14 protein-coding genes and 1 pseudogene are annotated in these 18,596 nt (G+C 72.9%); 5 read left to right on the top strand and 10 right to left on the bottom strand.

Features of this window, described 5'->3' with window-relative positions:
- Window positions 1–34: 34 nt before the first annotated feature.
- The 3 genes from NQZ70_RS10075 to NQZ70_RS10065 form a co-directional block, all read right to left on the bottom strand.
- A complete protein-coding gene (locus NQZ70_RS10075; protein WP_129574025.1) occupies window positions 35–1,699 on the bottom strand; it encodes a S28 family serine protease in 1,665 nt (554 codons plus the stop codon).
- Between the two features lie 200 nt (window positions 1,700–1,899).
- Entirely contained in the window at window positions 1,900–2,520 is a 621-nt protein-coding gene (locus tag NQZ70_RS10070) for an RNA polymerase sigma factor (RefSeq protein ID WP_165373885.1), read from the bottom strand.
- Window positions 2,521–2,661: 141 nt separating this feature from the next.
- On the bottom strand, window positions 2,662–5,655 hold the full coding sequence (locus tag NQZ70_RS10065) for an FG-GAP-like repeat-containing protein (RefSeq protein WP_129574023.1): 2,994 nt from the start codon (window positions 5,653–5,655) through the stop codon (window positions 2,662–2,664).
- A gap of 404 nt (window positions 5,656–6,059) precedes the next feature.
- Between NQZ70_RS10065 and NQZ70_RS10060 the strand changes: the two genes are divergently transcribed.
- Both NQZ70_RS10060 and NQZ70_RS10055 read left to right on the top strand, forming a co-directional pair.
- A complete protein-coding gene (locus tag NQZ70_RS10060; RefSeq protein WP_129574022.1) occupies window positions 6,060–7,454 on the top strand; it encodes a hypothetical protein in 1,395 nt (464 codons plus the stop codon).
- The gene (locus tag NQZ70_RS10055; RefSeq protein WP_129574021.1) at window positions 7,451–9,310 is read left to right on the top strand and encodes a prolipoprotein diacylglyceryl transferase; all 1,860 of its coding nucleotides are present in this window, start codon (window positions 7,451–7,453) and stop codon (window positions 9,308–9,310) included. The genes NQZ70_RS10060 and NQZ70_RS10055 overlap by 4 nt, the downstream gene beginning before the upstream one ends.
- A gap of 55 nt (window positions 9,311–9,365) precedes the next feature.
- On the opposite strand, the gene NQZ70_RS10050 is transcribed toward NQZ70_RS10055, so the two are convergent.
- Both NQZ70_RS10050 and NQZ70_RS10045 read right to left on the bottom strand, forming a co-directional pair.
- On the bottom strand, window positions 9,366–9,881 hold the full coding sequence (locus NQZ70_RS10050; RefSeq protein ID WP_257792790.1) for a Uma2 family endonuclease: 516 nt from the start codon (window positions 9,879–9,881) through the stop codon (window positions 9,366–9,368).
- 5 nt (window positions 9,882–9,886) lie between these two features.
- Window positions 9,887–10,762, bottom strand: coding sequence for an ATP-grasp domain-containing protein (locus NQZ70_RS10045; RefSeq protein ID WP_129574020.1), 876 nt, complete (start codon window positions 10,760–10,762; stop codon window positions 9,887–9,889).
- Window positions 10,763–11,079: 317 nt separating this feature from the next.
- On the opposite strand from NQZ70_RS10045, the gene NQZ70_RS10040 reads away from it, so the two are divergent.
- Window positions 11,080–11,409 (top strand): co-chaperone YbbN, encoded by a 330-nt coding sequence (locus NQZ70_RS10040; protein ID WP_129574019.1) that lies wholly within the window; start codon window positions 11,080–11,082, stop codon window positions 11,407–11,409.
- Between the two features lie 218 nt (window positions 11,410–11,627).
- Entirely contained in the window at window positions 11,628–11,759 is a 132-nt protein-coding gene (locus NQZ70_RS10035; protein WP_257792773.1) for a hypothetical protein, read from the top strand.
- Window positions 11,760–11,839: 80 nt separating this feature from the next.
- Here NQZ70_RS10035 and gstA read toward each other — a convergent pair whose 3' ends face one another.
- On the bottom strand, window positions 11,840–12,460 hold the full coding sequence (gene gstA / locus NQZ70_RS10030) for a glutathione transferase GstA (RefSeq protein ID WP_129574018.1): 621 nt from the start codon (window positions 12,458–12,460) through the stop codon (window positions 11,840–11,842).
- A 284-nt stretch (window positions 12,461–12,744) separates the two neighbouring features.
- Between gstA and NQZ70_RS10025 the strand changes: the two genes are divergently transcribed.
- Window positions 12,745–13,158 carry a winged helix-turn-helix transcriptional regulator gene (locus NQZ70_RS10025; protein ID WP_408022414.1) on the top strand — a complete coding sequence of 138 codons (414 nt, stop codon included), beginning with the start codon at window positions 12,745–12,747 and terminating at the stop codon, window positions 13,156–13,158.
- Window positions 13,159–13,775: 617 nt separating this feature from the next.
- Here NQZ70_RS10025 and NQZ70_RS10020 read toward each other — a convergent pair.
- The 4 genes and pseudogenes from NQZ70_RS10020 to NQZ70_RS10005 all read right to left on the bottom strand — a co-directional run bounded on the left by NQZ70_RS10020 (window position 13,776) and on the right by NQZ70_RS10005 (window position 18,574).
- Complete coding sequence (locus tag NQZ70_RS10020) at window positions 13,776–15,734, bottom strand: hypothetical protein (RefSeq protein WP_129574017.1); 1,959 nt, start codon at window positions 15,732–15,734, stop codon at window positions 13,776–13,778.
- Window positions 15,735–15,758: 24 nt separating this feature from the next.
- Window positions 15,759–15,968, bottom strand: a pseudogene (locus NQZ70_RS10015) (nitrilase-related carbon-nitrogen hydrolase); the annotation flags it as partial.
- A 93-nt stretch (window positions 15,969–16,061) separates the two neighbouring features.
- Window positions 16,062–17,327, bottom strand: a complete 1,266-nt coding sequence (locus NQZ70_RS10010) for a chlorophyllase/cutinase-like alpha/beta fold protein (RefSeq protein WP_129574016.1) — start codon at window positions 17,325–17,327, stop codon at window positions 16,062–16,064.
- A gap of 209 nt (window positions 17,328–17,536) precedes the next feature.
- Window positions 17,537–18,574, bottom strand: a complete 1,038-nt coding sequence (locus NQZ70_RS10005; protein ID WP_129574015.1) for a CPBP family intramembrane glutamic endopeptidase — start codon at window positions 18,572–18,574, stop codon at window positions 17,537–17,539.
- Between the last annotated feature and the right edge of the window lie 22 nt (window positions 18,575–18,596).

Raw genomic sequence — 18,596 nt, 5'->3', positions numbered from 1 at the left:
CGCGGACGCAGGCCTGTAGGGAGGGCGCCTGCGCTCAGCGCCGCAGGATCCACCGATGGCCGCGGAGCAGCATGCGGGGCGCACGCGCGCGGTCGACGTCGATCGGCGAGACCCCCGCCCACGACGCGAGCGCGCCGACGGCGACATCGCGCTCCGGCGGCGAGAGATCGCCCAGGCTGGAGAGGTGGTTTCCACGCGGCACGACGAAGCGGTGCGAGTCCCGAGCCTCCCCGACGTCGAACGCGGCGGCTGTGTACGGGTCGTTCTCGCCGTAAATGAACATCAGCCGCTCGCCCTCGGCGGTGAGCCAGGCGGAGATGTCCGGCATCGCCCCGGGATCGAAGACCGGAGTCTTGCCGGGCCCAGGGATGATGAACGATGCGGCCGTGTCGGCGTCGGGGTACACGAGGAGATCGGCGAGGTGATCCGTCGCGATCGCCGGATAACCGAGCTGCACCGCAGCTTGCCAGTAGTAAGGCTCGTACACGACGAGGGAAGGATCGCTGTAGAACGAGGGCTGGCTCACCGTGTCGAGGAAGGCCCAGACGTCCTCGTCGTCCGACGCCGCGGTCGGGACGGCGTCGCAGAGGGTCGCGTCCATGTACTGCCAGAGGGCAAAGACGGAGTCGACCACCGCGGTCTCCAGGACCCTCTCGATGCCGAGCAGGTCGTACGAGAAGCCCTCTGCCGCGGCGTCGGCCTCCATGCGCGCCAGCATCGCCGGGCGCCGCAGCAGCACCTCGCGCTGGAACTGCCGGAGCGCGCCCTGGCAGGCCGCATCGCCGCGCTCGGCCAGGAACTCGAGGTAGCGCGGATCGGGGTTGCCCATGCTGTGCGGCGTCACGTAAGCCACGGTGCCGTCCACGTCGTCGGGATAGAAGCGACGATGGTAGACCGAGGCCATCCCGCCCTTGCTCCCGCCGGTGGAGATCCACTTGCCCTCGTAGAAGGGCCTCAGCGACGCGATGACGTGGTGAATGTCCGCGGCGGCTTGCTCGATGGTGAGCTGCGACCAGTCCGCGGGCTCCGGGCGGGAAGGCGTGAAGAAGCGGTGCTCGACGCGGATCTGGTTGCCGGCGAGCAGCTCGGTGGGCTCGTCGAGCCACTGGTACTCCGGCCAGAGATTGTAGCCTTCGGTCGCGATCACCACGGGCGCGGCGGGGTCCCGGTGGTGGAGCACGAGGCGCTGGCGAAACCGCGCGCCGTCCGGATCGTCGTGATCCGCGGGCTGATCGATCTCCATGACGAAGTAGCGGTAGCCCGGAAGCTCCGAGTCCAGCTCCTCGACCGTGAGCCCCTCGACGCTCTGGAGCTGCTCGAGGATGTCGTCCGAGCCGTGGGGGTCCGCGCCGCCCGCGCCGCCGCCGCCCGCGGCCTGCGGATCCGCGCCGCCCGCGCCGCCGCCGCCCCCGGCCTGCGGATCCGCGCCGCCCGCGCCGCCGCCGCCCTCGGCCTGCGGATCCGCCCCGCCCGCGCCACCGCCGCCCTCGGCCTGCGGGTCCGCGCCGCCCGCGCCACCGCCGCCCCCGGCCTGCGGGTCCGCGCCGCCCGCGCCACCGCCGCCCCCGGCCTGCGGGTCCGCGCCGCCCGCGCCACCGCCGCCCCCGGCCTGCGGGTCCGCGCCGGAATCACCCCCGCAGGCGACAAGCAACGAAGTGACCGAGGTGAAGGCGAGCAAAATTAGATATCGGGTGGACATAGCGGCCGAGCCTACATCAACGAGGCGCTCGTTCGGACGAGCGCCGCCGTCGGGAAGCTGCCTTCACGACCCGAGGCGCCGTGCCGCCGGATCGACGCGGTGGCGGCGCGGCTCCGGGGCGATCCGGCCGTGAGCGCGACGATCCCGCGCCTCGGCATGGACCGCGCGATCCTGGCGGGATCTCTGACGCACGGACCTGCTCACCCCTCGCCGAGCAGCCCCGCGCGCCGGCCCGCCTCGACGAGCTGGTCCTTCACGATCTGGAAGCGCTTGCGCAGCCGCTGCGCCTCCCGCTTCAGCGCGGCCTCGTCCACCGCCTCTTCGCCGAGCATCACCCGCGCCACGTCCTTCCACTCCAGCCCCTTGTCGAGGCGCAGCACGAGCAACATCCGATCGTCCGGCGGCAGCGCCTCGCGCAGCTCCATGAGCTTGTCCTTCGCGTCGGTGCGCAGGTACGGCCGCGTCTCGGTGCGCACCTGCTGCTCGATCGCGCTCAGCTCCGTCGTTCCGAGCGACGGGCGCACCCGCCTCTCGCGGGCACGCCTGTCGCGGGCGTGGTTCTTCGCCGCGTTCCGCGCGATCGTGTAGGCGAAGGTGCGGAGCGAGCACTCCCACGCGAAGGTCGGCAGCCCGCGCAGGATGCGCTCGCACCACAGCGAGAAGACGTCGTCGGGGTCCTCCTCGCGGCGGAGGAGCGCGGTCAGGAAGCCGAGGATCTCGGGCCCGTAGCCGCGGACGGCGAGCTCGGCGGCCCGCGCGACGGCGCCGCTCTCGCAGTGCTCGCGGACCTCGCGCTCGAGGTGCTCTCGGTCGACGGACATCGTGGGGCCGAGGATATCACCGTCCGCCGATGTCCCGCAGTCGACCATCCCGCCGCCGTGCGGCGGCGGCGCTGCATGTCCACGCCGCGGGGAGAGGCTCGACGCGACGCCGGGACGCGCGGCCCGACCGCCATCGCCGCGTCACGGCGCGAGCGCGCACCAGAGGCCGTCCGACGCGCGGCCGCACAGGTCGGCGCGGCCGTCGCCGTCGACGTCGCCGAGCTGCACCGTCGCGCCGTACCGCGCGGGGAGCCACCCCTGGGCATCGCCGAAGGCGCCGAGCGACGCGGGGCGCGCCGCGCCGAAGCCGAGGCGGTTCGACATGGCGCACAGCGCGCCGGAGGTGCCGCGGCCGCAGAGGTCGGCGTCGCCGTCGCCGTCGACGTCGCCGAGGCCGAGGCTCCCCCAGTGGCTCGGCGCCGCGTCGAACTCCGACGCGTCGCCGTAATCGGGCGCGCCCCCGCGGCTGTACGACCAGACGTGCGGCCGCGCGAAACCGGCGCCGGAAGCGCTCGCCACCGCGCACACGACGCCCGACGGCCCGCGGCCGCAGGCGTCCGCCGCGCCGTCGCCGTCGATGTCGCCGAGCTGGATCGTGGCGCCGTACGGCTCCGGCAGCCAGCCGTTCGCGTCGGACATGTCGGCGAGCCAGAGCGCCGCCGCCCCGAAGCTCCCGGCGGTCGTGTTGATCGCGCAGCGCAGGCCGTCGGCGCCGCGGCCGCACACGTCGGCGTAGCCGTCGGCGTCCACGTCGGCGAGGTGGATCGAGCGGTAATAACTCGGCGCGTCGTCGAACCCCTCCGCGTCGGAGAAGCTGTACGTCCACCAGACGTCGCCGGTGGTCACGAACGCGTCGCCGGCGGCGTTCGCGACCTGGCAGCGGATGCCCCACATGCCACGGCCGCAGATATCGGCCTTGCCGTCGCCGTCGATGTCGGCGAGCTGGATCGTGTTGCCGTATTGCGCGGGCCGCCAGCCGTTCGCGTCGGAGAACTCCGTCGTGTACCGCTGCGCGGGGAGGAACCCGCCCGCGCCGTTGCTCCGCGCGCAATACACGCCGTCGGCGCGCCGCACGCACGCGTCGGCCTTGCCGTCGCCGTTCACGTCGCCGAGCCGGACCGTGCGCGTGTAGGACTCGCTCGTGCCGATCTGGGCGTCCGAGAAATCGTTGTTGTACGACCAGCGGGTGGGCGCCGAGAGCTGGATCGCGAACCGCTGCGCCTCGGCGCCGCTGCAGTCGACCATCTGCACCGGCGTGCCGTTCGCGGCGTTGCCGCCGGCGACCGCGAGGCACCTCCCCTCGAGGCCGCGGATCTGCCCGCCGTCCAGCATCGTCCACGCCTGGCCGGGCGTGCCGGCGCAGCCTTCGAGCACCACGGGCGCGCCGTTCGACGCGTTGCCGCCGGCGACGCCGAGGCAGCGGCCGCCTGGGCCGCCGATGCGGTCCTCCGCGACTGTCCATTGCTGCGCCGAGGCCATGGAGCAACTGGCGAGGACCACGGGCGCGCCGCTCGACGCGCCCGCGGCCGCGAGGCATTTGCCCCCGAGCGCGCCGAGGCGGCCCGAGACGCCCGCGATCGCCGAGGCCACGTACCGGCGGCGCGCCCAGGCGCGATAGTCCGAGTTGGCCGGGTCGCAGGTCGTCCCGGTGCCGCACGCGCTCATGTCCGAGCAGGTGAACCGGTCGCATTGCGCATACCACCGGAACGCGTCCCAGGTGATGTCGAACTCCTCGTCGGAGACGTTCGCCTGCTCGTCCGACATGTCGTAACCCCGGTAGATCTGGAGCCCGTGCCCCGCGGCGTAGGCCTGGTGCGCGGCGAACGCGAACAGCGACGTGTGGTAATGATCGGTGTGGTCGCCGGCGTGGCCGTAATCGCTGTTCAGCGTGCCGACGCGGCTCGCGCGGAAATCGGACATCAGGCGAGCGAGGACGCCGATGAGCTCCTCGCGGGTGTAATCGACGGGGGGCTCGTCGGCGGGGACCTCGACGGCGGGGTCGTCGCAGGGGTCGTTGCCGGGGTCGTCGTCGGCGCATTTGTAGTCGCATTGGTCCCCGGTGCGGTCGACGCGCGTCACGATCGGCGCGCCCCCGTTCCAGAGGTCGCTCAGGAGCGCCGCGTCCGGGGACGAGGGGAGCCGCAGGAACACGAGCCCGACGCGGCCGGCGCTCCCGTCGAGCGCGCAGCGCACGAGATCCTTGCCCAGCACCGCGGCCTCGGCGCAGCTCCAGCTGTTGGCGAGGCCGGCCATCGCCGCATACGCGGCCTTCATCCCGGCCTCCCGCTCGCCCATCACGTCCAGGCAATTGCCGCCGAGGCCCGCGGTGACGTAGACCGTCTCCACGGAATTCCCCGCCTGGATCGAGTCCGCGATGTCGGGGTTCATGAAGAGCAGATCGTCGTCCTGGTGCGCGACCACGTAAAGATCGCGCTCGGGCGCGGCGAGCGCCTCCCGGGCCGTGGTGGCGACGCTCTCGCGCTCCACGAAGAAGAGGTCCTGAGCGCTGCTCTGCCCGGAATAGAGGCTGTCCAGCGTCGTGTCGGCGAGCGTGCGGACGACGGCCGGCGGCGCCCCGGGGTCGATGCGGCGACCGGCGCCGGAGCCGGCCCAGATGCTCACGGTGGCGCTGTAGCGGCCGTTCGCGTTGGCGGGGCCGAACACGTACCGCGCGAGCCACGTTTGCTGCGTGGTCCCGGCGATGCCGCTCGTCGGGCCGGCGCCGTCGACGAGCAGGCCCGCGGGGCTCGACGTGTCGAAATGGAGACCGTGGTGCTGGTGGGCGGTCGTCCAGGAGCTGACGCCCATGGGCACGTGGTACGCGTAGCCGACCGGGGGCGCCGCCATGCGGCCGGTGACGGCGATCCACCGGGTGGCGTGCGCGGCCGACAGCGGGGCCGCGAACCGGCGGCGAACGTAGCCGGCGGTCTGCACGAGCTCGCCGCCCTCCCGCGCGAAGGGCCAATCGTCCGCCCAGCCGACGGCGCCGCCCACCTCCCCGTCGTGCTCGTCGTAAGCGAGGATCTCGGCGCGCGCGCTGGCCGGGGCCGCCGTCGCGGCCAGCAGGCCGCCCAGCGCCGTCAGGGTCCGCGCCGCCTTGGTCCACAGGTGTGCTCTCGAATGGATGCGAGTCATGGCTCCGCTCCTCGGGTGAGGCCGGCCCTCTGCCGGCGTTCCCCGAGGCAGACCCGCGCCGGCGCGCGGTGTGAACCGAAATCCGACACGCCGGCGGAGGCATGGCGGAGGGTCGTATCGAGCGGACGATGAGCGCCCCTGCGCATCGCGGCGACGCCGATATCCCACCAGGTTGCCAGGGCCACCCGATGTCGGACTCTGGATGGGCCTCATCGAAGGAGCCCCTCGCGATCGGCGCGAGCTCCCTCACCGGCGCTCCCCGCAATGGGCCTTGGCCGGCGCCGCTCCTTCTGGCACGCTCGTCGAGTCTCCTCGCGGCGGAGTCCTCACCGCGATGCGCCCGCGCCCGCCGAGCGCGACGCGTCCAAGTCCGGGTCCGCGCGCTCCGGGGAGCGAGGGGGGGCATGCCAACGAACACCGTCATCGAGAGCGCGATCCGCCGTGCCGCCGTGCTGCTCGCGACCTCCGCGCTGGGCGCGTGCAGCGCGGAGACGCCGCCCTACGACGACCTGCCGCTGCGCGACGCGCTGAGCGCCGCGCCGGAGGTCCTCGCGGCCTTGCCCGAGGGAGCCCTCCACGACGTCGCGGCGCGGCTGGAGGAGGCGCACCGCGAGCAGGCGGAGGAGACGCCGATCCTCGACGCGGAGATCGCGAGCGTCCCGGCGCTGGTCCGCAGCGCGGACGCGGCGCGGGAGGAGCTCGGGAAGGACGCGATCGTCCTCGGCGCGCTCGAGCCGTCCGCCGAGGGGTTCGTGCTCCGCTCCCTCGCGGCGGAGCGCGGGGCCGAGCGGCCGCTCGCCCGGCCCGTCCTCGCGGGCCAGCCGGCGTCGCCGGAGACCGCGGGGCTCGAGGACGCGGCGCTCGACGGCCGGGCCGGCGCGATCGTGGCGGAGCTCGCGCGGCGCGCGGGCGCGCGCGAGCTCGTCCGCGTCACCGGGCTGCCGGCGGGCGTGGTCGCCCGGGATCGGGCGGTCTACGTCAACGCCGCGTGGCTGGTCGCGCTGAGCGCCCTCTCGCCCCCGGACGCGCCCCCGCTCGAGGGCCCCCAGGGCGCCGTCGCGCTGCCCGAGCTCCCCCGGAGCCAGCCGCAGTCCGTGCGCGCCAACCCGTATCACCTCCCGGGGTCGGTCGCCGAGTGCGCCGCCGGCGTGCGGGACGTGTGCACCTGCGCCGAGGCCGGGCGATGCGAGCACGAGCGCACGGATCCGCGCTTCGCCGACGCGCAGGCGGAGTGCGCGTGGGTCAACGCCGGCGCGACGAACGCCGAGGCGCTCTGCGTGCTCGCGCTGATGAGCATCGAGGGGGTGAAGGAGTGCGTCCTCGCCGCGGGCAGCGGCGCGTGCGCCGCGCTGCCGATCGCCGACCGCGACGGCGCGCTCGCCTTCGCCGCGGACGCGGGGTGCATGGCCGTGCTCGACCGCTGCCTCCAGTACGGCGAGCCGACCTCGCCGGCCGGCGTCCCCATCGGCGCGCCGAGCGGCTCGTCGGGCGACGGCGACTGCGGCAGCTGCGGCGGCGGCTGCGCCGGCTGCAACGAGGACATCGCGGGCTGCAACGAGAACTGCAGCGATTGCAACCAGAACTGCAGCGATTGCAACCAGAACTGCCGCGACTGCAACCAGAGCTGCAAGGACGGCGATCCGACGGCGGGCAGCGGCTCGGGCACGAGCTGCCGGCTGGCCGCGGGCGGGCGCGACCTCGAGGGGGGCCGCCCGGGCGCGCGTGTGCCCCTGGGCGCCGCGTTCTGGCTGCTCGTGCCCGCGGGCTACATGCTGCTGCGCATCCGGAGGCGGGCGTGAGCCGGGCGCTGATGCTCTGGCTGGAGCGCCACGGCCTGCCGCCGTGGCTCTCGCCGACTTACGCGGTGATGGTCGCCGTCGCGGGGCTCCTCGGGTCGACGGCGTTCTTCTGGCTTGTGCGCCGGGACCGGGGCGACGTCGGGGTCGAGGGTCGCGCGCTCCTCTGGGGCTACGTCGCCGCGCTCCTCGGCGGCTACGCCTTCGAGGCGCTGCGCGCCGTGCCCGAGGCGCTCGCGCGCGGCGCGTGGGGTCCGCTGCTCCACGCCGGCCGGGCCGCGTACGGGGGCCTCATCGCGGGCGTCGCCGTCGCCGGCCTGGTCCTGCTCCGCCGCGGCGCGCCGGTGCTGCCGTTCCTCGACCGGCTCGTGCCCGGGCTCGGGATCACGTACGCCAGCGTGCGGACCGGGTGCTTCCTCGCGGGGTGCGACTACGGCCGCGTCACGGCGGGCGCGCTGGGCGTCCGGTTTCCCGCGGGCAGCCCCGCGGCGGCGGATCACGTCGCCGCCGGCTGGGTGCCCCTCGGGGCGCCGAGCCTGCCCGTGCACCCGACGCAGCTCTACGAGGCGGCGCTCGGGCTGCTGGCGAGCGCGATCGCCGCCCTCTGGCTCGTCCGGGGGCACCGAGACGGCCGCGCCTTCGCGACCTGGCTCGCGCTCTACGCCGCCGGCCGGTTCTTCGTCGAGCTCCTCCGCGGCGACGCTGGGCGCGGCGTGTACGGGGGGCTGAGCACCGCCCAGCTCGTCTCGCTGGCGCTCCTGCTGGGCCTCGCGGCGGCCGTCCTGCGCGCGCGCCGCGCCCGCGGCGCTCGCGGCGGCGCCGCCGCGGCCCCCGCGCTGATGGCGCTCGCTGCCCTGAGCCTGGCCGCGGGGGAGGCGGCGGCGCAGCCGGCGCGCTCCGAGCCGCCCCCGGCCGCGAAGCCCGCGCCGGCGAGCTCGGCGCCGCCCGTGGCGCCGCCGCCGCGGGCTCCGGCGGCGCCGCCGGCTCCGGCGCCCTACCCGTACCCGCCGCCTCCGGCGGGCGGGTATCCCGCGCCCTATCCCTACCCGCTGCCTCCGGCAGGCGGCGCGTACCCCGCGCCCTACCCGTACCCGCCGCCCCCGGCGGGCGCGTACCCCGCGCCCTATCCCTACCCGCCGCCTCCGGCAGGCGGATATCCCGCGCCCTATCCCTACCCGCCGCCTCCGGCAGGCGGATATCCCGCGCCCTATCCTTACCCGCCGCCTCCGGCAGGCGGGCCTCCCCCGCCCTACCCGTCCCCGCCGCCCCCGGCGGGCAGATCCGCTGCGTCTCCCCCGCCCTCGCCCGCGGCCGCCGCACGGCAGCCCGGGCGCACGCCGGAAGCGCCTCCGGAGCCCGCGGTCGAGAAGCCCGGGACAGGCCCCCAGGCGGAGGCCAACGCGCGCAAGATGGCGCTCTCGCTCGGGATCTCCGGCTTCTTCGTTCCGGCGCGCTTCGCGGTCAAGGATGGGATGTCCGTGGATCTCGACGTGCTCGCGCGCCTGCGCCTGAGCGAGACGCGCCGCTTCGAGATCGGCGTCGAGCTCCGGAGCGTCTCGACCACCGACGTCGACCAGGTTGCGGCCGGCGTGCCGCTCCGGCTCGTCATGGGCGTCGGCTCGCATGTCGAGATGTCGGTCGGGATCACACCGGGTTATTACCGCATCTTCTTCGACTCACCGTATTTCGAGAGCGTCGGCGCCTTCGGCGGCCGCTTCGCGTGGGGGATCCAGCTCCCGATCACGCCGCACCTGTTCGTCGGTGCCTCGCCGGTGAATTTTCTCTTGCTCGGCTCGAGCGACGTGGATGCGCTCGTGGCCTACGAGCCCGGGCTCTGGGTCGGCGCCGGGCTCTTGTGACGGAGCTCGCCGGAGCGTTCGGGAGCTGATCGAGAGGCCCCGATCGAGCCCGCCGTCACGGCCGGGGTGCGGCGGCCTCTGGCTCGCCCTCGTCGCCGAACAGGAGCTCGACCCGGAGCTCCAGCGCCTCGAACGGCTCTGCGCGCACCGGTTCGCCCGCGCCGGCGCTCAGGGCGAACAGGTAGCCTTCGCGCGCCCAGCGATAGACGATCAGGAGCCGGTTGGCCGGATCGAGGACCCAGTAATGGCCGACGCCGGCCGCGTGATAGATGCTGCGTTTGTCGCCGAGGTCGCGGGCGGCGGTCGAGGAAGAGAGCACCTCGGCGACCCAGTCGGGGCGCTCGGCGACCGCGCCGCCCGGGGGTGCCTTGGGGAGCGCGGGGATGCGCGGTGGCGGCCATGCGGGGAGGCTAGCACCAAACGCTCCCGCATCCCTTCGCGCTGCCAGAACCGACTTCCACCACGGTTGGTGACGGAGGCGGCCGCCTCGACGATCAGGCGACGCTGACGAAGCTGGACGCGGCAGCGCAGAGCGCGGAGGAAGTCGACGGTCAGCCCCTGGCGCCCGCAACGCCGTCAACCCAGCATCGCCCTATAGACGTCGCGCGGATCCATCTGCTCGGGGAAGACCGAGCAGCCGCCGTCGTTGATTTCGATCACCGTGTACCCACCGCGCTCGAGCCGGGCCACGTCGGCCGTGAAGAAAGGGGAGCCGATGACCTGCCCGAGATGGGCGAATTGCCCCGGATGCTCGAGCGTCGAGTCCACGTCGTAGTAAGGCGCGTGCGCCACCAGCCGCCCCTCCCAGAACACGAGCCGGTGCTCGTCGGTCACGCGACGCTGGCCGGGCGCCCAGCCGGGCAACGTCGCGAGATCGAGGTATTTTCTCAGGACGAACCCCCGCTCGAACCGGTCGCCGCGGAGCTCCAGGACCTTCTCGCAAATCTCGGCGAAATCGTCGTACGTGGCGCCCTCGGGCACGAAACACGCCCGATGCCAGAGCTCCTTGACCGATTTCACGTGGTCCTTGACCACCCACGGCGGCGGCCCGAGCTCCAGGGCCACCTCCCACGCTTCCCGGATGTCTTCGCCTTCGGTCCACCGCGTGGGCGCCGTTCGATCGCCGAGCAGCGGGACGTAGTTCGGCATGTACATCGCCTCGGCGAAGCTCTCGGGATCGACGACGAGCTCCTCGCCGCGGTCCTGCATGGCCTCATACAGGCCGGTGTATTCCTCCTCGCTCAACATCCACCCTCGGTAGAGCCACGTCCGGTACCGGGGCTTCGGCAGCCGGCGCAAGGCGCGCTCCGGCTCGCCATTCACGACGGGGTCGAGAGGGATCGCGTACGACTCGATGCCGAGCTCCTCGGCGGCCAGCACGTCGATTTCGAAGCGATCATCGGCGAACTGAGGGACATGGGGTCTTCCGAAGAGGATGGTGACGTCGCTCATGGAGTCCTCCAGGCTGGCGCCGCGCGTGGATCCGGGCCGCGCGGCGGGCCGACAAGGTGGACCCATGTTCGCGAAGAACCAGTCTTGCAAGGATCGATCGTTTGCGAGAGGATAGACTCAACGGGCGACGAAAGCCGGATCTCCCGCCCGCGCGTCGCGCCGCCGTTCAGGCCGGAATGGTCGCCGGCTCATCACCGGAGCGAGCGCGCAGGCGCGCGTGGCGGTGGCCCCTTTGCGCGTACCATCACGCCCGCAGACAGGCCGGGCGCCGACGGGAAGGCTTGATCGCCCCGGCGCACCGCGGGGATACTCGGGCGATGACCGGCTCGCCCGTGCTCGTGTTCACCGACGACAACTTCGCAGCGGAGGTCCTGCAGTCGCCGCTGCCGACCCTGGTCGAGTTCTGTGCGACGTGGAACGCCCCCTCGCGGGCGATGCTGCCGACGACGACGCAGATCGCGACCCGCTACGCCGGCAAGCTCAAGGTCGGCCGCCTCGACATCGACCACAACCAGGACACCCCGCAAGCCTACGGCATCCGCTCGATCCCGGCGACGCTCCTGTTCCGGGGCGGCAAGGTCGTCGAAATGATCGTCGGCGCCGTGCCCTCCGCGAAGGTCGAAGCGATGGTCATGAAGTACGTGTGATCACGGCGGGCAGCCGGTCCGCCCAGGCGCAGACGGAGCGGAGAGGACGCTGCACACGCAGCGCGTGGCACACGCACCGCGTGACCCGGCAGGATCGCTGACCTCCGCGCGCCTCCCCCCCCCGGCGATCGCGTGCCATAGGCTGACTGCCCTCTGCACCCAGGGACGCATGTGGGCGACAACGTGCCAGAGCGGTCGATGTCAAGAACGAGCTTGCGTTGCCGGCACGCTCGCAGCGCGCCGGTCACCGGCACGGCGCGCAGGGGCCGCCGCAATCCACGCCGGTCTCGCCGGCGTTCATCACGCGGTCGGTGGGCGAGGGCGCCGACGCCCCCGCCTACGCGGGCTGAAGAGGGCCAGAAAGGCGCCCCCGCCCTGAGCGCTCGCGGCGCGCGCCCCGCCGCCGGGGGCGGCCCGTGCGGCGCCCCCTTTACTTGCCGCCCTCGACCGGAAGCCCCTCGGCCCGCATCGCCCCCTGCACGGCGGGGCGCGCGGCCACCCGCCGCTGGTACGCGAGCAGATTGGGGAAGGCCGACAGGTCGAGCTTGACGAAATTCGACCAGTTGGTGACCGTGAAAAGGTAGGCGTCGGCCACGGTGAACTGCTCGCCGAACAGGTAGGGCCCCTTCGCGAGCGCCGCCTCGATCACGCCGTAGCGCTTGCGCAGGTACTCTTCGCTCTCTTGCCGCTGCTCGGGCGAGGTCTTCGGTTTGAAGAGCGGGCTGTAGCTCTTGTGCAGCTCAGAGTTGATGTACCCGAGCACCTCTTGCACGCGGTAACGAGCCATCGTGCCCGGCGGCGGCACGAGCTTCGCTTCGGGCTTCTGGTCGGCCAGGTACTGGACGATGGCCGGCCCCTCGGTCAAGACCTCGCCGCCCTCGAGCTCGAGCGCGGGGATGTACCCCTTCGGGTTGATGGCCGAAAAGTCGCGGCCCGACGCCGTCTTCTTGGACGCGAGGTCGACCTTCTCGAGACTCAGCTCGATGCCGACCTCGCGGGCGACGACGTGCGGAGACAGAGAACAGGCACCGGGAGAGAAATACAATTTCATAGGAGCATCCCTCGTATCATGTGGTGTTGGTGAGATCCCCGAACGACCCCGCCCCGGCGACGCGCCTCCGGGCGTTCCGGGCGGCGAGGGGCGGGCGGGCGCGGGGGTCGGCGAAGGCCCCCGCGCGCCCCGGCGAAGCCCGTCGCTTCGGCGAGGGCCGCGGCGCGCCAGCCCCGATCGTTCGGGGCCGGCGCCATCGAGACCAGCAAGCTAGCGCGCGAAGTTACTCTTGGATACTCGCCAGGTGCCAGATCCCCGAAAAACGGGTATCTTCGGGGTTACCCATGGCACTGCCGGTGCGAAAAAATCGCGTCCCCCCGCCGCCCCTCTGCCCGCTGACGCTGTGCATGGCGCTCTTGCGCGGGGCCTGGGCGCCGAACGTCATCTGGTCGCTCAGCGGGCAGCCGCGCCGGTTCGGCGAGCTGCGCGTCGACATCCCGCAGATCTCGGCGCGGGTGCTGAGCGCGCGCCTGCGCGAGCTCGAGGCCAAGGGCGTGGTCAGCCGCCGCGTCATGCCCACGTCGCCGCCCTCGGTCGAGTACGAGCTCACCCCGCTCGGCCAAGAGCTGGTGCCCGCGCTCCGTGCCATCGTCGAGGTCGGCAGAAAGCTCAACGTCCGAGAGCCTCACACCGTGCCGGGGCCCGGGGCACGCCCGCGCAGGCGCGCGGCCGCCCCGGCGCGAAGCCACGCCGCCTGAGAGCGGGGCCGGCCCCCTCGCCCCCGCTCGGCCGCCGCCCGCGTCGCTCCCCGTCTCTGCGCCTGTCCGGCGTGCTCGCGCCGCGCTCGTCGTGGCGCGCCGCAGGGGTGTCGCGTGTGCCAGCGGCGAGCGCGACGACGGCATCGCCGAGACACCAGCCTCGGCACCGGCGTCACGAAGCCAGTCGGTGCGCGCATCGACGGGTCGAGCCTGCTCCGTCGGGTGGACCTCGAGGACGTGTTGGCCTGCCCGTCTGGCGGGCGGTGGAGGCTCGTGGCCGACATCTCCGAGCGCGAGGTCATCGTCGCCATCCTCAAGCATCTCGGGCTCCCGAGCGAGGCGCCTCCCATGCGCGTGCGCCGAGCCCGAGCTGCGAAGCGGCGTGAGCGCCGCAGGCCAAGCCCCCTTTCGCCCGCGACGCCGGCGTCCACGCCGGCGTGCGCCCGCGGCGCTGCCCGCGCCACAGGTTCGCGGCAAACGCCCTCGGTCGCGCAGCGCCGAACGACCCGAGGCGCCCCGACAACCGACGACTGGGCGGTAGAAGGGGCATTCGACGTCCTATCCTCCGCCCGCCCGCTCGACCGCGCGGGAGGACCACACGGACGCAGCCGCGGATCTCAGAACACCGTCGCAGCGAGCGACACGGTCGCTCCCCACCTCGGCCGCAAGCTCGCCGACGGCGCGCCGCCGAGGCCCACAGGATCATCGCGGTCGCTCCGCTCAATAAACGCAGACGCGCGCTGCGTGACCCCCCTCGTGATCTCCCATTCCAACTGCGCCGCCACGCGCGTCATGAAAATCATATCCCCCGCCCGAGGCGCCCCTTCAGGCACGCCCAGATCGCTCACCACGACCCGCTTTGCCATCACGACCGTGCCGCTGCCGCCTGCGTAGATCTCACGCGTGATCGCTACCCGCCCCTCCGCCGCGATCTGGCCCCCCACGTCGCCCGCGCTCCCTGTCGGATCGAGCCGCGAGAACGTTCCAGCGCCGATCGCCGCGCCAGGCCCACGCTCCCCGGCGACATATCGGTCGAGAGAGCTCCAGCTCGGTACGAAAGGCAGCGCCGTCGACCGATAGACGAGATCCCCGAAGATCGTCGGCGTCATGACGCTTGGGACGCTCTCCTTCTCGCCCTCCTCCGACGACGGCGCCTCCGGCGGCAGCGTGGCGTCATAAAGATGCGTCGGCACAGCGATACCGATGCCGCCCCGCGCCCCGAGCGACAGCCGTCTCGACAGCGAAATGCCCGCGAGCGACAGCACATCAAGCTCGATCGTGAGCGCCGCCAGATTGGTACGCCCCTCCTCCCCCCGCTTGAACGGCGCGTCCTGCTGCGCCACGTTCAAATCGATGATCGCCGCACGGACCGGCCGCTCGGGGCTCCGGTCGAAGAACTCGACCACCACCAACTCGACCCCGAGATCGCGCTGCGTGGTTCCCTCCTCGTAGCGCAGCACGTCGGCCTCGACGGCGAGGCTCATCAGGTTCACCTTCGCCGGCAGCACCGTGAACATGCCCGGGAGCGCGAACCGGCCGCCCACCGACATCACGCCGCGCTGCGATCGCCAGAAGCGATCGGTAAACTCCACAGGCCTCTGGTACGAAAACCGCTGCTCCAGGACGACCGGCGTAAGCTGAAGCGTCGCGCTCTCCGCCACGCGCCACTCGAACGCCCGAGCGCCGCCCGTCGATCGCGCCGCGGCGAGGCCAGCCGCGCCCGCGCGGACGATCAAGCCGCGGCGCGCATCGAGCATCGAAGGCGAAAAGAGGCCCAGGCCTGGCGCCCTCGCGTCCGGCTCCGCGGCCGTCCACCCGATCCACCCCTCGCCGTCGATATACGGCCGCAGCCCGCCCCGCGCGCCATCGCCCCGCGTCCCCGCGGCGAGCGCGTCGACGCCCAGCGACAGCGACGCTCCCCAGCGCTCGTCCTTCACGATCGCGATCGAGTGCGGAGAAGCCTCCTCGCCAGCCACGGCGCTCGCCCCCGGCTCGTCCCCGCCCCGCGCGGACCCGGCCGCGCCGAGCTGCGTAAGGAGCGCGCACGCCCCGGTCAGCGCGATTCGCTGACGACGCGAACTCGACTGCGCACGCAGGCGCTTCTGCGCGGGGTTTGGACGCATCGACGTGGGGCCCAGAGGGCGCCTAACAACTCCCGTGCCCGAGCCGAGCCCGCCTCCTTCCCAGCACCGCCGCGAGCGCGCCCACCAGCACCGCGACCACGCCTCGGGCGAGCGTGACAGGCCAGTCCTCAATGTGATGGCACATCCTGACGGCCGCGCATGTACTTGACATCTCCTTCCGCGCCGCGTCGTTCCGGCTAAATCCAATCGAACTGCACGCATGGGAACCGCGCGCGACCGAACGAGCCACGTGACAGGAGGGGTCTCATGACGACGAATGGACGATGCTGGACGGCTGCCTTCGGGCTCACGCTGATGACGGCGGCCTGCGGAGCGAGCGATCACCGACGCAGGGCGGGAATCCACGCCGATCGAACGGGCGCCGATTCCCCAGAACGAATTCACTCCGATGGAGATCGAGGCGACGATCGACAGGCTCGTCGCCGAGATCAACAAAACCTCGTTCCAGCCGAGCTACACGAACTGCATGCCCCAGGCCGGTGATGCGAGCCAGATCCAGAACGGGTATCCGGGCAGCCACGCCTCAGGAAAGGCGGTGAGCGAGGCGCCGTGACTTGCGGTTTCGGTGATGAGGCGCATGGCCTTGTCCACGCCGGCGTCGAGATCGAGAAAGGCAGGGGCGGCCTGGACAGCCGCGGCCTTGAATCGGGAATGGGCCATGGTCATGGCCCATCGATAGCGCCCTCGCCGCCGTGCGGATTGGGCCAGCGCGCGCGAGGCCCGCGTGGCGCGCGCCGCCAGCGCCTCTCGTCGGCGACGTCAGCGCTTCTTCTCGAAGGACACCTCGGGGTACTCGGGCGAGGGGCCGTCGAGCAGCGGCGACGCGTCGCCGCGCACGTGCGCCTCGACGAAGGCGCGCGTGTACGCGTTCGTGATCTCGACCGCGCGGGCCGGAGCGAGCGTGCCCAGCTCCTCGGGGAGGGCGCCTGCGCCGAGCAGGTGCTCGATGACGACGGGCAGATCCGAGAACGTGAGGTGCGCGGCGCCCTCGACCCGCGCGAGGTAGCCCTGGCCCTTCAGCGCGCCGTAGGTCTCGTCGACGCGCACGTCGTCGACGTGGCTCTCCGCGAGCATGATCAGGAACGGCTGCGCGAGGCTCCGGCCTCCGGCGCCGCTCTCCGGCCCCACGAGGCTGCCGTCGAGGTTGAGCCCGGCGTCGAAGCGGTCGTCGACGGCGCACGCCTCGGCGGCCATCGCGCCGCCGAAGGAGTGGCCGAGGACGCCGACCCGATCGAGGTCGAGCCGCCCGGTGAGCAGGCCCTCGGGGTCGCGCTGCGCGGCGGCCGTGAGCTCGTCGAGCACGAAGCGCGCGTCGTCGACCCAGACCGCGACGTGCTCGTCCATCGCCTCGAAGAAGGCTTCGATCTCCTCCGGCGTCGCGTCCATCCCCGGCGGCGTCCCGACGACCGGGCTGAAGGGCACCGCGCGGCCGTCGGGGAACACCGCCAGCTCGGTGTCGTGGGTGTGGCTGATGGCGGCGACCACGAAGCCGTGGCTCGCCAGGTCCTCGACGAGGCTCGTGTAGTCGGCGCGGAGCATCCCGAACCCGTGCGAGAAGAGGAGCACCGGGTAGGGCGCGCCCTCGTCGGCGAGGGGGACGCCGGTGCGCGCGTGCGTGACGAAGCTCGCCTCGAAGCCGTCCTCGACCGGGAGGCCGGCGCTCGCGCGGCGGCTGTCGCCCTCCTCCGGCGAGAGGTACGGCGCGAGCTCGCCGGCGCCACAGGGATCGGCGGGATACCAGAGCTGCACGAGGAGCTCCCGGCGGTCATCGGGATCCTCGGTCGCCTCCTCGCCACGCGCGCTGTCGGTCAGCGCGCGGACCTGCGTGCCGACCGGGTGCGGGCCGGTCGGGCGGGGAAGCTCGAAGAGGCCGTCGCCGGGCGGAGCGTCGCCCCACGCGGTGCAGACCGGATCACCGTCGCGCGGCGGCGCGGCGTCGTCGTCGCCGCAGCCGGCGAGGAGCGCGCAGGCGGAGAGGGAAGCGAGCAGCCAGGAGGCATGTCGAGAGAGGCTGTGATGGATCATGTTCGGTTCGTGCTCATACCGTGATCGAGACCGGCGCGGCGAGCACGATTGTGGGGGGTGGCCCATCACCGGGCACGGCCATCTCGGCCCCCGACGGCCGCATCGCAGCTCGGCTTCGGAGGCCACGTCACAACGGCGCCGCACACCTCGTGCTCGAGCCCATCGCGTTCGTGGCCAGGCTGGCCGCGCTCATCCCGCCACCGTCGGAATCAGCGCGGGAGCACGTTGGCTGGGCGCTGGCGCGCCACACGGAACAGCACGATGGCGGCAGCGGTCCACGCGATCAGCGTGAGGACCGAACCCTCGACGCCGTAAGCACCGCCGCTCAGCCACTCCGGACCGGCCGGCGTCACCTGAATCCAGCCGCGCGCCGCATGGCCGGAGACGGGCACCGATATCAGCGCATCGAACAGGTAGTTCCAGGCGAAGTGCATGCCCATGGCGATCCATACGCGGCGGGTGAGCAGATAGACGCCGAGCAGGCCGGCGCCGGCCGATGCCGTGGCCAGAATCGCGAGGGCGCTCACGTTCTCGTTCGGCAGGTGGGCAAGCGCAAACAGCAGTACGTTCGATGTCGCGGCGATGCGGAACCCCCACCGCCCCTCGACGATGCGGAACAGGATGGCGCGGAACACGAGCTCCTCGAAGGTCGCGACCATGATCTGCTCCGGCAGCGGCTTGAAGATGGCACGCCAGTCACCCAGGCCCTGCACCTGCAGGGCGCCACACAGCAGCAACGAGCCGGCCACGCCGACCGCCAGCGCCGCGCCGATGCCGAAGCCCATGCCCAGCTCCGGCAGGATGCGTGGCCCGGCAGCCTCGAGCGGCTCGCGCTTTTCCACTTTGCGCACGTAGAAGCGGTAGCCTGCCATGCATCCGGCCGCGGCCAGCAGCGTAGGCCACACCACGCGCATGGGTTTGGGCGCGATTTCGGACAGCATCAGCAGCAGCGCCATGGTGCCGATGGAGGCAAGCACCGCAATCAGGATGCGGACGAAGGTGTTTGCGAGAAGGCGCTTGCCCAGCGAAGGGCGGGGCGCTGCGTCAGCAGTGGCGGTGCTCATTTGTCGTCCTTTGTTGAACTGCTCCGGCCCCCCCTGCGCGCCGCCCTCCGAGGTAGCACATCCGTTCGCCGCTGGCTGCGCCGCGAGCTGCACGTCGCCGTCGCCGTCGAGCGCGAACCGCGTCTGGTGGCGCACGCCCCACGCGCGCTCGAGCGCGCTCCAGCGACGCGCGAGCTGCGCCACGCTCGCGGCGCTCTCGAGCAGG

The sequence above is a fragment of the Sorangium sp. So ce836 genome (genome assembly GCF_028553905.1).
Classification (GTDB): Bacteria; Myxococcota_A; Polyangia; order Polyangiales; family Polyangiaceae; genus Sorangium; species Sorangium cellulosum_D.
The sequence above is the reverse complement of the archived record's forward strand: the minus strand, read 5'-3'. Positions and strand labels throughout refer to the sequence as shown.

Excerpts from the sequence above, each read along its gene's own strand:
- NQZ70_RS10075 (WP_129574025.1), bottom strand. The coding sequence starts at position 1,699 with ATGTCCACCCGATATCTAATTTTGCTCGCCTTCACCTCGGTCACTTCG.
- NQZ70_RS10070 (WP_165373885.1), bottom strand. The coding sequence starts at position 2,520 with ATGTCCGTCGACCGAGAGCACCTCGAGCGCGAGGTCCGCGAGCACTGC.
- NQZ70_RS10065 (WP_129574023.1), bottom strand. The coding sequence starts at position 5,655 with ATGACTCGCATCCATTCGAGAGCACACCTGTGGACCAAGGCGGCGCGG.
- NQZ70_RS10060 (WP_129574022.1), top strand. The coding sequence starts at position 6,060 with ATGCCAACGAACACCGTCATCGAGAGCGCGATCCGCCGTGCCGCCGTG.
- NQZ70_RS10045 (WP_129574020.1), bottom strand. The coding sequence starts at position 10,762 with ATGAGCGACGTCACCATCCTCTTCGGAAGACCCCATGTCCCTCAGTTC.
- NQZ70_RS10040 (WP_129574019.1), top strand. The coding sequence starts at position 11,080 with ATGACCGGCTCGCCCGTGCTCGTGTTCACCGACGACAACTTCGCAGCG.
- gstA (WP_129574018.1), bottom strand. The coding sequence starts at position 12,460 with ATGAAATTGTATTTCTCTCCCGGTGCCTGTTCTCTGTCTCCGCACGTC.
- NQZ70_RS10025 (WP_408022414.1), top strand. The coding sequence starts at position 12,745 with ATGGCACTGCCGGTGCGAAAAAATCGCGTCCCCCCGCCGCCCCTCTGC.
- NQZ70_RS10010 (WP_129574016.1), bottom strand. The coding sequence starts at position 17,327 with ATGATCCATCACAGCCTCTCTCGACATGCCTCCTGGCTGCTCGCTTCC.